The sequence below is a fragment of the Nocardia tenerifensis NBRC 101015 genome (genome assembly GCF_000308715.1).
GTDB lineage: Bacteria > Actinomycetota > Actinomycetes > Mycobacteriales > Mycobacteriaceae > Nocardia > Nocardia tenerifensis.
On sequence record NZ_BAGH01000320.1, the window covers coordinates 1 to 12,719 of the forward strand.

Sequence of the window (12,719 nt, forward strand, 5' to 3'; positions counted from 1 at the left end):
GCCGTCGACTGTGCATCCGATGTCCCCCTGTGATCGAATCGAGTCCCCCGTGCTCGAGTCGAACAGCTTGCCACGGAAGCCGGGGCGGGTAAAGGGGAACGCCGATTTCACCGGATAAGCCACAGCGGAGGGGCTGAATCGCTGTGGCGACAGCACAATGGGCGTGAGGCGGCATCGATGAAGGAGCACCTGGCAGCGTGATCACGAGACTGACGCCGCAGGACGCGTCGTTCTACCGGCTCGAGTCGAGCACCAACCCGATCCACATCGGCTCCCTCGCGATCGTCCGAAATATCGAGCCGGACAGCCCTTCCGGCGAACCGGTGCTCGACTACGACCGGCTGGTCGACCTGGTCGAGGCCAGGCTCGCGCTGGTGCCGCGCTACCGCCGCAAGGTGCGCGAGATCCCGTTCGCCCTCGGACGCCCGGTCTGGGTGGAGGACAACCAGTTCGACATCACCTATCACGTCCGCCGCTCCGCCCTGCCGACGCCGGGCACCGACGAGCAGCTGCACGAACTGGTGGCCAGGCTGGCCTCCCGGCCGCTGGATCAGACCAGGCCGCTGTGGGAGATGTATCTGATCGAGGGCCTGTCCGAGGGCCGCTGCGCGATCTTCACCAAAACCCATTCGGCCCTGGTCGACGGGGACACCGCGCTGGAGATCGGGCACGTGATCCTCGACAGCGGCCCGTCGCCGCGCGAGCTCGCCGACGATGCCTGGTTCGCGCCGCGCGAACCCAACGAGGTGGAGCTGCTCGTCGGCGCGCTGACGCATCTGGCCGCCCAGCCGCGCGAGGCGCTGGAGGTGGCCAGGCACGCGAGCGGGCACGCGTTCGCGGTGATCGGCGCGGCCGGGCGCGCGGTGGACTCGGTGGTCTCCGCCGTGCGCGCCGCGACGACCGGCGCGCCGGACAGTCCGTTGAACGCGCGCACCTCGCGCAACCGGCGCTTCGACGTGGTGCGCACCGACCTGGAGGACTACCGCAGGATTCGCGAGCGCTTCGACTGCTCCATCAACGACGTCATCCTCGCGGTGGTCTCCGGCGCGCTGCGCGACTGGCTGCTGTCGCGGGGCGAGGCGCTCACCGAGTCGACCACGCTGCGCGCGGTGGTGCCGATGTCGGTGTATATCGAAGGGGCGCAAGGGGATCGGCTGAAACCGGCGAGCGAGGTCTCCTCGTTCCTGATCGATCTACCGGTCGGCGAGCCCAACCCGGTGATGCGCCTGTCGCACATCGCGCACGCCACCGAGGCCAATGGCAGGCACCACCGCGGCGTGCGCGCCCGCACGCTGGTGCACCTGGCCGGGTTCGCTCCGGCGAGCCTGCATGCCATGAGCGTGCGCGCGGCGAGTACCTTCGCAGAGCACACGTTCAATCTGGTGATCACCAACGCACCGGGTCCGCAGACCCCGATGTTCATCGGCGGCGCGCGGATGCTGGAGATGTATCCGGTGTCGCCGCTGCTGCGCAATCAGGCCTCGAGCATCGGGATCACGTCCTACGACGGACGCGTTTTCTACGGACTCAACGCCGACCGCGACGCGATGGCCGACATCGGCGTGCTGGCCGCGTCGGTGCGCGATTCCATGGAGGAGATGCTCGGTGCCTGCGTCTGATCAGGAGAAAATGCGGGTCTACATCCCGGCGACGGTGCCGATGCTGCGCGAGCTCGTCACGAACCGGGAGCTGGCGCCGATCGGCGCGACGGCGTTCGCGGTGACCCCGGCGCTGCGCGAGGCGTACGCCTCCGGCGACGACGAGGAGCTCGCCGAGGTGGCGATGGGCGAGGCCGCCCGCGCCTCGCTGCGCCTGCTCGCCGCCGAACGCGAGGACGACGACGAGTCCGGCGCGAGCGGCAGGCCGGTCTATCGGCGCGCGGTGATCGCCGCGGACGTGACCGGCGCCAAGCTGCGCCCCGACCTCGACGACGCCGTGGTCAAGCTGGCCGCGCCGATCTCCTACGACCAGATCGGCGCCGTGCACGTCGACCTGGCCGAGGCCGAACCCCAGGTGGCCAAGGCCGTCGACGTGGTCGACGCCGCCGATCTCGGCGACACCGACGCGGAGTTCGTGCTCGGCGACGCCGAGGATCATCAGCTGGCCTGGTACGCCGCGCAAGAACTGCCGTTCCTGCTCGACCTGCTCTGACGGTCCCCGATCGCCCGGCGCGATGACGCACGGGCGCGCCGCCGGGGATGATGAGGGGACGCCGCACGGCAACCCGGCTAACCTACGATGCCGTAACCTTGCTGTGGCGTGGGCAGCGCATTCGACGAACAGGAAGACGAACGGCAGCGATGAGCTCGAAAATTGGGGGATTCTCCGTGCGGGGTGTGCGGGCGTGGCTGGAGGCACCGGCCGCTGCGGTCGCCGAGCGCGGCGGCAGGCTGAACGTGCTGCGCGGGGCCGTGGCACGGGTCACCACCCCGCTGCTGCCCGACGACTATCTGCACCTGGCCAACCCGCTGTGGTCGGCGCGCGAGCTGCGCGGGCGCATCGTCGACGTGCGCAAGGAGACCGCGGACTCGGCCACCCTGGTGATCAAGCCGGGCTGGGGCTTCGACTTCACATACGAGCCGGGCCAGTACATCGGCATCGGCGTGCTGATCGACGGACGCTGGCACTGGCGCTCGTACTCGCTGACCTGCCCGCCGAACTGGTCGGACCCGGAGGCCGGGGGCAAGCGCGTCATCTCCATCGCGGTGAAGGCGATGCCGGAGGGCTTCCTGTCCAGCCACCTCGTCAGCGGTGTTCCGGTCGGCACCGTGGTGCGGCTCGCCGCGCCGCAGGGCGGGTTCGTGCTGCCCTACCCGCCGCCGGAGAAGGTGTTGTTCCTCACCGCGGGCAGCGGCATCACCCCGGTGCTGGCGATGCTGCGCGCGATGGACCGCCGCGACATCGTCACCGACGTGCAGCACCTGCACTCGGCGCGCACCGCCGAGGACGTCATGTTCGGCGCCGAGCTGCGCGACCTGCACGATCGGCACCCGAGCTTCGACTGGCACCTGCACCTCACCGGCGAGCACGGCAAGTTCGCGTTCGCCGAGCTGGACGAGAAGTTCCCCGACTGGCGCGAGCGTCAGACCTGGGCCTGCGGCCCGGCCGCGATGCTGGACGAGATCGAGCACCACTGGCGCGACGCGGGCGTCGCGGACCGGCTGCACGTGGAGCGGTTCGAGATCGAGCGCTCGGCGATCGGCGAGGGCGGCACGGTGACGTTCGGCAAGACGGGTCGCACCGTCGAGGTGGACGGCTCGACCAGCCTGCTCGAGGCGGGCGAGTCCGCCGGCGTGCAGATGCCGTTCGGCTGCCGCATGGGGATCTGTCAAACCTGTGTCGTGACATTGAGTTCGGGGCACGCGCGTGATCTACGCAACGGCGACGAACGACGCGAGGGCGACAAGGTGCAGACCTGCATCTCCGCCGCGGCGGGCGACTGCACGCTCGACGTCTAGGCGCGCGCCGGGCGTCGGCGCGCCGACGCCCGGGTCGTTGTTTGGGTACCCTCGAGTCAAAATTGAGCAGCGAAAGGACACCCGGTGGCAATCACCGATATACAGGCGTTTGCCCACCTGACCGCGGCAGACATCGAAGCACTGGGGCAGGAGCTCGATTCGATCCGGCGCTCGGTGGAGTTGTCGCGCGGCGAGCGTGACGCGAAGTACATCCGGCGCACCATCGCCGCGCAGCGTGTGCTCGAGGTGGCAGGCCGAGCGGTGCTGTTCGGTAGCCGCAACCGCTGGGCCTGGCTCGGCGGCACCGCGTTGCTGTCGGTCGCCAAGATCGTCGAGAACATGGAGCTCGGGCACAACATCAGCCACGGGCAATGGGATTGGATGAACGATCCGGAGATCCACTCCAGCACCTGGGAGTGGGATCAGACGGGTCCGTCGTCGCAGTGGCGGCGCGCGCACAACTACTCCCACCACACCTATACCAACGTGCTCGGCAAGGACGAGGACCTCGGCTTCGGCATCCTGCGGATGACCCGCGACGAGACCTGGCGCCCCCTGCACCTGATCCAGCCGCTGGCCAACCTGCTGCTCGCCGCCACCTTCGAGTGGGGCATCGCGATCCACGACTGGAGCATCGAGAAGGAACTGTCCGGCACGCCGCGGCGCGAGCTGATGTCGGAGCCGAATCGCGAGTTCGGCCGCAAGATCGCCCGTCAGGTGGCCAAGGACTTCCTGTTCTATCCGGCGCTCACCGGGCCCGCGTTCATGTCGACGCTCAAGGCGAACGCCACCGCCAACCTGGTGCGCAATCTGTGGGCCTACGCGGTCATCTTCTGCGGCCACTTCCCCGACGGCGCGGAGAAGTTCACCATCGAGCAGCTCGAGGGCGAGACCAGCGGCGAGTGGTACCTGCGCCAGATGCTCGGCAGCGCCAACTTCAAGGCCGGGCCCGCCATGGCGTTCATGAGCGGCAACCTCTGCTACCAGATCGAGCACCACCTGTTCCCCGACCTGCCGAGCAATCGGTACTCCGAGGTCGCGGTGCGGGTGCGCGAACTGTGCGACAAGTACGACCTGCCCTACACCACCGGCTCGCTCGGCAAGCAGTACCTGCTGGCCTTCCGGACGATTCACAAGCTGGCCCTGCCGGACCGTTTCCTGAAGGCCACCGCCGACAACGCCCCCGAGACCTCCTCGGAGCGCAAGTTCGCCGGCATCACCATGCCGTCGCTGCCGAGCGCGGACACCACGCACTGGCTCGGCGTCGATCCGGAGACCGGGCAGCGGCGCGGCCTGCGCTCGGCGATCCGCGAGGCCAAGGTGGTGCTCAAGGAGAAGGCGCGGCAGGAGAAGGAGATGCTGCGCGAGGCCAAGCGCGCGCTGCGCGAGAAGGCCGAGCACGAGAAGGAGGCCCTGCGCGAGGCCACCGTCGCGCTGCAGGATCGGGCGCGCATGGAGCAGGCTTCGCTGCGCCGGAAGGCCGTGCGGCAGCGGGCGTCGTTGCGGCGCGGGCGTCGGCGACGCTGAGGCGCTACGGCGAACGAGCCGGGCACTGCTCGGCGCTGTCAGGCCCCCTGTTCCCTCGAGTTGCGGGATACCGCGCGAGGGAGCAGGATTAGCCGGTACCGGTGCGCCCTGTCATATCGAAAAGCTATGCGGGAGAAGGCTTTACGTCGTCACGCGTGCTCCGTTGACATAGCATCGAATGTTCGCTGTCGCAATGCGGGATTTGCCACAGACAGGTTCGGCTCCTCACAACCTACGGTCTCGTAACCTACGGTAGTGTAACCCCCATGGCGATCTCGGATGTCAAGGAATACGCACATCTCACCGAGGCCGACGTGGAAGCACTCGGCGTGGAGTTCGACGCGATCCGGCGGGATATCGAGGAGTCGCGCGGCGAGCGCGACGCGAGGTACATCCGCAATGTGATCCGTCTGCAGCGCGTCCTCGAGATCAGCGGCCGCGGCGTGCTGTTCGCCAGCTTCTTACCGCCGGCCTGGCTGGCCGGCGTCGCCCTGCTCGGCACCGCCAAGATCATCGAGAACATGGAGATCGGGCACAACGCCATGCACGGGCAGTGGGACTGGATGAACGATCCCGAGATCCACTCCAGCACTTGGGAGTGGGACAACGCGGGCGCGGCCAAGCACTGGAAGCACACGCACAACTACCTGCACCACAAGTACACCAACGTGCTCGGCATGGACGACGACATCGGCTACGGCCTGCTGCGCGTCACCCGCGACCAGCGGTGGAAGCCGTTCAACCTCGGCAATCCGGTCTACAACCTGGTGCTGCAGCTGCTGTTCGAGTACGGCGTCGCGATCCAGCACATGGAGCTCGGCAAGCTGGCCGCGGGCCGGTACAAGCCGGGCACCCCGGAGCGCGCCGAGTTCGAGCGCAAGCGCGGCGAGGCGCTGACCAAGATGGGCAAGCAGGTCCTCAAGGACTACGTGATCTTCCCGGCGCTCACCGGCCCCGCCTTCTTCTCCACGCTCACCGCGAATCTCGCCGCGAACATGGTCCGCAACGTGTGGTCCAACGCGGTGATCTTCTGCGGTCACTTCCCCGACGGCGCGGAGAAGTTCACCAAGGCCGACATCGACGGCGAGACCAAGGGCCAGTGGTACCTGCGGCAGATGCTCGGCAGCGCCAACATCTCCGGCGGCCCGATCACCCACTTCATGACCGGCAACCTCAGCCACCAGATCGAGCACCACCTCTTCCCCGACCTGCCCAGCAATCGGTACGCCGAGATCGCGGTGCGGGTGCGGGAGCTGGCCGAGAAGTACGACCTGCCCTACACCACCGGCTCGCTGCCGGTGCAGTACTTCAAGGCGTGGCGCACGATTCTCAAGCTTTCGCTGCCGAACAAGTACCTGCGCGACACCGCCGACGACGCGCCCGAGACCGCCTCGGAGCGCAAGTTCGCCGGGAGCGCGGGGCCGGTCATCGATCCGGTGACGGGTAAGCGGCGCGGTCTGCGCACCGCGCTGGCGGAGGGCAGGAAGCGGTTCAGCCGTCGGCCCGCGCCTGTCGCGCGGGAGTTGCAGCTGACGAAGTGATCCTGTTCGGCCCGGTTCGCCTCGGGTAAACATGCGGCTGTTCGATGGATTCGGTTCCATCGTCGGCGCGATTCTGGATTCGACTGTGCGGGTGGCTCGTTGAGCCGCCCGCACAGTCGCGTATGCGGCCTCTTGAATTTGTACGCTCGCTACCATCAATTGCATTCGGTGTACATATTCTCGACGAAACATGGCACTGCCCAATAACTTTGGCAAACCCTCCGCTGGTTATCGGTGCACGGGGCTGATAGTTTGGGAACGGCTCCGGCGACAAGGGAGGAACCGGGCCGTTCATCCTGGGAGGGATTCAGATGTTCCGTAAAGTTTTCTACGCCTGTGCCGTCGCGGCGACCATCGGGCTCGGCGCCACCGGCGTGGCATCGGCGTTCGACGGGCAGGTCTTCGGCGGGCAGTACGCCGACTATGACTGCGCCAGGCAGCTGGAGCAGGACCTCGTGGCCACCCCCGGCCTGATGAGCGGCACCTGCGATCCCGACGGATACGGCAACACCGTCGAGCACTACGGACAGTGGAAGTAACACCGCCGCAGTGAGCACCCACTGTGCGGGCGGCCCGAATGTGCCGCCCGCACAGTTCTCGGCATTCGAGCAGAGTCATTCGGTTGCTGGACAAGGCCTTTTCGCGACCATATGACTCTGCTCGTCGGTCGAGTACGCACTGGTGGTTGAGTAAGCCGCATGGCTGCTGAGGGTCTGAGTGTGTACGAGGCGATTCGGGTGCGGCGCGATGTGCGCGCCGAGTTCACCGGCGAGGTGGTGGACGACGCCACCCTGTGGCGGATCCTGGAGGCCGCGCATCGGGCGCCGAGTGTCGGCAATTCGCAACCGTGGGACTTCGTGGTGGTGCGCGAGCCGAGCACGCTGCGCGCCTTCGCGGACCACGTGGCAGTCAAACGCGCCGAGTTCGCGGCCGCGCTACCGCCGGAGCGAGCGGCCACCTTCGAGCCGATCAAGATCGAGGGGATCACCGAGAGCGGCACCGGCATCGTGGTCAGCTACGACCACGGACGCGGCGGCCCGCAGGTGCTCGGCCGCGCGACCATCCCCGAAACCGGCGTCTACTCGGCCGTTCTCGCGATCCAGAACCTGTGGCTTGCCGCCACCGCGGAGGGGGTCGGCGTCGGCTGGGTCTCCTTCTACGACCCGGAATTCCTCGCGGACCTAGTCGGACTGCCCCGAGGAATTCAGCCGATCGCCTGGTTGTGCGTCGGCCCGGTCCACGAATTCCAGCAAACCCCCGACCTGGAGCGATTCGGCTGGCGCACCGGTCGCCCGCTGCGCGACGCCGTCCACCACGAAACCTATCGCGCCTGAAAGAGATTGCGCGGGCGGCTCGGTGGGCAGGTGTTCATCGGGCGGTCGAGAACTGGAGGATTCGGGGACCGCTGAATTGGGTACGTTGTTGGACGAGATATCCATCTCGGACGATGGATTCTTTCGCACGCAGTGTTCTTCGGGTTCAGGAGGTTTGCCATGGCCAACGTCGATGCCGTCAGGCTGTCGAACGAGCTCGGCATAGACCTCGCCTCCGCCATGCTCCGCCTACGCCGCGAGGGCCTGCCCGGCGAAACCAATCACGACACCTGCCTGCGCCTCATCGCCGACGAGAGCGGCAAACCCCAAACCCGCCCCCGCACCTACCGAACCTACGGCGCCCGCCCCACCGCCGACGGCACCATCCCCGTCATCCCCCCGGACCGATACCGTCAGTCCCGATAGTCGGGCTGCCGCCGAAGTGCGAGCCACGCAAGCGAATACAGTCGAAACGCCTCCGCTCGAACCCATCGACCGCGCTAGCAGGCCCGCTACCGAATTATCAACTGCCGCGAGGACCTAGAGTCATCTTCTACGTGGAAAACAAGGCACCAGAACGCTTTTGAATGCGTGCGCTCCGGCGATCATCTGGGCCGGAGTCCGGCCCCGCTCGATCGTGCCGACCGCCGGTGTCTCGTTGGGCACGAAATAAACACCGCCGCAAATACTTTCGTGGGCGACGTTAGCCCGCAGCCGCACTACTCGGCCGAGCGCGAGCTGCCCGCGCTCCCGTGGTGGGTGTCACGGGATCCGCACGCGTGTCAGCGCGGCGAGTCCTAGTGGGGATCACCGGAAACGGTGCGGCTGCGTCTCGGGACACGGGCGACCTAGCGGCGCGGTATCGCGACCCTTCGTGCTTGCCGGGCGACCACGCTGCCCCAAGGTCTTCGGCGTCAACCCATCGTGCCCGGCCGCAGCCCAGTCGAGCCGCCGCGCATCAGCGACGACTCGACTGCGGCTGTGCCCGAGGAACGCCATGCACCGGTCATCGCCTGGCCCGGCTCTGGGGCGTGGCCAGTGGGGCACCACAGCGCTCGAGGCATTCCGCGGCCTCGACAAGCACCCGGCGTCGGCGATGCTCATCGAGCGCGTGTGGAACGAGCCAGCCGGTGATGTCCTCGGGTCCGCCCGTGCAGTCGCGCAGCCGAAGCGTGGTCAGACGCGTTCGAGGACTGCCGAGGCGCCGATTCCGCCGGCGGCGCAGATGCCGAGGAGGGCGGCGTTCTTGCCGGTTCGGGCGAGTTCGTTGGCCATGGTGGTGACCATGCGGGCGCCGGTGGCGCCGAAGGGGTGGCCGAGGGAGACGGAACCGCCGTGCACGTTGAGGGTTTCGATGTCGACCTCGCCGACGGCGGTGTCGCGGTCGAGGCGCGTCTTGGCCCAGTCGGTGCTGCCGAGGGCGGCGAGCACGGACAGGGTCTGCGCGGCGAAGGCCTCGTGGATGTCGACGAAGTCGATGTCCCCCAACGACATTCCGGCCTTGTCGAGCGCGCGCGGCATGGAGATCGCCGGGCCGATGAGTACCTGGTCGGTCGGGTCCACGCTGACGTAGCTCCAGGAGCGGAACGCGGCGAGCGGCCGATAGCCGAGGGCGAGCGCCTTCTCCTCGCTCATCAGCAGGACCGCGGCGGCGCCGTCGGTGAGCGGGCTGGCGTTGCCCGCGGTGACGGTCCCGTTCTCGGCGAACACCGGCTTCAGTTTCGACAGTTTTTCCACGCTGGTGTCGCCGCGCACCAATCCGTCGCGCACGATCTCGGCGCCCTCGGGCGTGCGCACCCGCAGTACCTCGTCGTCGAATCGACCGGAGTCGATGGCGGCGGCGGCGCGCCGATGCGAGCGGGCGGCGAACTCGTCCTGATCGGCGCGGCTGACACCGTGGATGCGGGCCATCTTCTCGGCCGACTCCCCCATGACCTCGCCGGTGGTGCGCTCGGCGATCTTCGGCCTGCTCGGCAGCAGATCGGTGAACGGCGCAAGCTGCGCGACGGCCGACAGGTAGTCCTTCGGCTTCGGCTTACCGAGCGCCAGCGGCGCGGCGGCGTGCACCACCTTTTGCGGCAGTTTGACCTCGGCATTGGATGTGGAGTCGCTGCCGCCGGCGATCATGATGTCGTACTCGCCGCGCTCGATCGCGGCCGCGGCGGAGGTCACCGCCTGCAGGCCGGAGGCGCAGGCCCTGGTCACCGTGTAGCCCTCGCAACCGGGGTCGAGGCGCAGGTCGAGGGCGATCTCTCGGGCGATGTTCGGCGCGGCGCTGGGCAGGATGACCCCGCCCCACACGATCGCCTGCACCTGCGCGCCGGGCAGCCCGGTCCGCTCGAGCAGGCCGCGGACCGCGGCGTCGGCGAGCGCGATGGAGTCCATGCGCGTGTATCCGGTGAACGCACGCACGAACGGCGTGCGCGCACCGGACACGATTACGGCACGGCGAGCAGCCTTGGTGGCCATGCGATTTCCTTTCGAGAGATCTATGACCACCAAACTTACTTCATAGTAAGTTCACCGTCGACCCCCTTCGCCGACGGTGAACTCAGACGCAGCGGCGATCCCCTCCACCGTCGCTGGTTCCGGCCTGCCGCGCGCCGTTGCGCAGCAGACCGGAGGCGCCCGTCCCGACGAACGCCCCTGCTCGTCTCGGAACGCTCCGCAAGGCCGAAGTCGCAGCGACTCGGCGCATCAGAACCGTAGCAATATTGCCACTGATTTTTCAAACACTTTCTATAGATTTGCTTTCCGCCCTGGTCGCGCCTACTCTGAAGCCCACTATGCATAGCCCTTCGGAGCTGTCGCGGCGCCAGAAGAGATTCGGCCGAATCATCAAGGAACGCCGGGACGAGCTCGGACTCACGCAGTTACAGATCGGCGACCTCGGCGGGCCCTCGGCCCCGACGATTCGCAAGATCGAGGACGGCGACGCCGCGATCAGCACCACCACGCTGAACAAACTCGACGCGCCGCTGCGCTGGCTGCCGGGCAGTGCCGCGCGAACCTACGCGGGCGGCACCCCCGCCGCCGACGACCCGGTGCCCGCCGCGCACCACGCCGGCGAGTCCGTCGTGGCCGGACCCGACTCGATCCGCTTCGAAATCGCCGATCTCACCGGCCTGCTCGCGACCGCGGGCCGGCTCAACGACGCCGTCGAGCAGCGCAGGGCGACCGATCCGCAACTCGTCGCCGCGATCAAGGAACTCAACCGGGTCGTCTCCAAGCTGTCGGCGCGCTACGCGACCACGATGCTCGAACGCAACGGCGGACCGGGCCGGGTGCTGCACCCGCTGGTCGAGATGGCGTTCGCGCATCTGCTCGAGGTGCCCGCCGAGGCCAGCGACGCGACCGAACTGCAGGAACGGCGATACCGGCGCTGGCTGGCCGGACGATCGGAGGACGTGGATGCTGCGACAGAAGGTCGGTTTCGGGCACGGTGGCTGGCTGCCAACCTGGCCACGACCGCGAGCCGAAATGGTGAGCACTGAGGTGACGGAGATGACGAACGACGCACAGGCCAACGGATCGCTCACGCTCAGTCACAAGATCAATCGACTGTTCGCGGTCGTGCACCCCCGCTCCGCGCCCGAGCGCAGCAACGCGACGGTCGCCGCGCAGGCCGGGGACTACCTGCGCCGGACCGTGACCGCGAGCCAGCTGGAGCGTCTGCGCAGCGGCGAGTTCGACGGCGAAAAGGGTTCCGCCGCAGTGGAACCGGACCTGCTCGCGGCCATCGCGCAGAGCTTCGGCGTCGCCGCGGACTACCTCACCACGACGGGTCCGGCGGCCGCGGCCATCGACCGCGAACTCGAGCTGCTCGCGACCATGCGCGACGCCAATGTCTCCAGCATCGCGCTGCGCGGTTCCAACGTCGACCAGTCGATCCTCGCCCGGATCATCGAGAGCACCGATCGTCCCGTACCGCCGAGTCGGTAATATCCCTACCTACATGGGGGCAATGAGCTTGCTGTAGGAGAACGATCGCATGGCCATGCAGGCCCGGTTCCGCAACCTGACCCGCGAGGTACCCATTCCGCACCCGTGGGATCTGTCGAGCTACCTCGACGATGTCGCGCAGTATCGGGGCCGCAGCATCAGCCTGTTGCCGATCGATACCGCGCTGCTCGCGGGCACCGGCTGCGGCACGGGCAGCGGCCTGTGGATCGCCAAACAGGACAGCGACGTCATCGTCTACGGCGCCGACACCACCGAGTGGCACGCCGAGCACATCATCGTGCACGAACTCGGCCACATGCTGCTCGGTCACGGCCCCGAGCAGCCGGCCGACGGCGAGCCCGCCCCCGCCACCCCCACGGTCGCCACCGTCGCCGAACTCCTGCCGTCCATCTCCGCCGAGTCCATCGCCCACGTCCTCGGCCGCACCGACTACGGCACCACCCGCGAACGCGACGCCGAAACCTTCGCCGACATGGTCATGCTCCACGCCATGCGCCCCCCACGCCGAGACTCCTTGCTACACAGAACCTTCTTCCGCGACCGCCGCCGCTGACCTTGCCTATGGCGCGGCTCGCAACTGCCGAACCCCCGCCCGCCGCCGAGGCCGCGACTACCGCCGCCGCTGAACGTGCCACCAGTGATTCGCAGCCGCCACCGCCAAACTCCGCCCGCCGCCGAACCCGCAAACCCGTACCGAGTCCACGTCCCTATCGCCGCCGGCCTGCCGACCACCGCCGTCGAACCCGCGCCGCGAACCCGGGAACGCCGCAGCTGAGCCTCGACCGCCGTCACCGAACCGCGCGACCCTCGCCGCTGAAGCCGACAACCATCGCCACCGAAACGCCGACCAACGCAACCGAATCCGCGACCCTCGTCGCCGGCCCCGGCAGCCGTCGCCGCCGAAACCCCGACCGCAT

12 protein-coding genes are annotated in these 12,719 nt (G+C 68.2%); 11 read left to right on the forward strand and 1 reads right to left on the reverse strand.

Features of this window, described 5'->3' with window-relative positions; all coding sequences use genetic code 11:
- The first annotated feature begins 197 nt into the window (after window positions 1-197).
- From ON39_RS25885 to ON39_RS25920, 8 genes are all read left to right on the forward strand, one after another.
- Window positions 198-1,619: a WS/DGAT/MGAT family O-acyltransferase gene (locus ON39_RS25885; RefSeq protein ID WP_040738293.1), complete on the forward strand. Its 1,422-nt coding sequence runs from the start codon at window positions 198-200 to the stop codon at window positions 1,617-1,619.
- Window positions 1,620-1,629: 10 nt separating this feature from the next.
- Window positions 1,630-2,151 carry a DUF6912 family protein gene (locus ON39_RS25890; RefSeq protein WP_040738294.1) on the forward strand — a complete coding sequence of 174 codons (522 nt, stop codon included), beginning with the start codon at window positions 1,630-1,632 and terminating at the stop codon, window positions 2,149-2,151.
- A 149-nt stretch (window positions 2,152-2,300) separates the two neighbouring features.
- Window positions 2,301-3,458, forward strand: a complete 1,158-nt coding sequence (locus ON39_RS25895) for a ferredoxin reductase (protein WP_040738295.1) — start codon at window positions 2,301-2,303, stop codon at window positions 3,456-3,458.
- An 84-nt stretch (window positions 3,459-3,542) separates the two neighbouring features.
- The gene (locus ON39_RS25900) at window positions 3,543-4,985 is read left to right on the forward strand and encodes a fatty acid desaturase family protein (protein ID WP_040738296.1); all 1,443 of its coding nucleotides are present in this window, start codon (window positions 3,543-3,545) and stop codon (window positions 4,983-4,985) included.
- 266 nt (window positions 4,986-5,251) lie between these two features.
- On the forward strand, window positions 5,252-6,526 hold the full coding sequence (locus ON39_RS25905; protein ID WP_040738297.1) for a fatty acid desaturase family protein: 1,275 nt from the start codon (window positions 5,252-5,254) through the stop codon (window positions 6,524-6,526).
- Window positions 6,527-6,837: 311 nt separating this feature from the next.
- Window positions 6,838-7,065: a hypothetical protein gene (locus ON39_RS25910; protein WP_040738298.1), complete on the forward strand. Its 228-nt coding sequence runs from the start codon at window positions 6,838-6,840 to the stop codon at window positions 7,063-7,065.
- 174 nt (window positions 7,066-7,239) lie between these two features.
- Window positions 7,240-7,860, forward strand: coding sequence for a 5,6-dimethylbenzimidazole synthase (gene bluB, locus ON39_RS25915; protein ID WP_174412560.1), 621 nt, complete (start codon window positions 7,240-7,242; stop codon window positions 7,858-7,860).
- Between the two features lie 159 nt (window positions 7,861-8,019).
- Window positions 8,020-8,265, forward strand: a complete 246-nt coding sequence (locus ON39_RS25920) for a hypothetical protein (protein WP_040738300.1) — start codon at window positions 8,020-8,022, stop codon at window positions 8,263-8,265.
- Between the two features lie 750 nt (window positions 8,266-9,015).
- On the opposite strand, the gene ON39_RS25925 is transcribed toward ON39_RS25920, so the two are convergent.
- The gene (locus ON39_RS25925) at window positions 9,016-10,308 is read right to left on the reverse strand and encodes an acetyl-CoA C-acyltransferase (RefSeq protein WP_040738301.1); all 1,293 of its coding nucleotides are present in this window, start codon (window positions 10,306-10,308) and stop codon (window positions 9,016-9,018) included.
- Window positions 10,309-10,625: 317 nt separating this feature from the next.
- Between ON39_RS25925 and ON39_RS25930 the strand changes: the two genes are divergently transcribed.
- Genes ON39_RS25930 through ON39_RS25940 form a run of 3 tightly spaced genes read left to right on the forward strand, consistent with a single transcriptional unit; the run spans window position 10,626 to window position 12,355 of the window.
- A complete protein-coding gene (locus ON39_RS25930) occupies window positions 10,626-11,333 on the forward strand; it encodes a helix-turn-helix domain-containing protein (RefSeq protein WP_040738302.1) in 708 nt (235 codons plus the stop codon).
- Window positions 11,334-11,343: 10 nt separating this feature from the next.
- Window positions 11,344-11,781 (forward strand): hypothetical protein, encoded by a 438-nt coding sequence (locus ON39_RS46135; RefSeq protein ID WP_146251046.1) that lies wholly within the window; start codon window positions 11,344-11,346, stop codon window positions 11,779-11,781.
- A gap of 49 nt (window positions 11,782-11,830) precedes the next feature.
- Window positions 11,831-12,355, forward strand: a complete 525-nt coding sequence (locus tag ON39_RS25940; protein WP_040738303.1) for a hypothetical protein — start codon at window positions 11,831-11,833, stop codon at window positions 12,353-12,355.
- The last annotated feature ends 364 nt before the right edge of the window (window positions 12,356-12,719 follow it).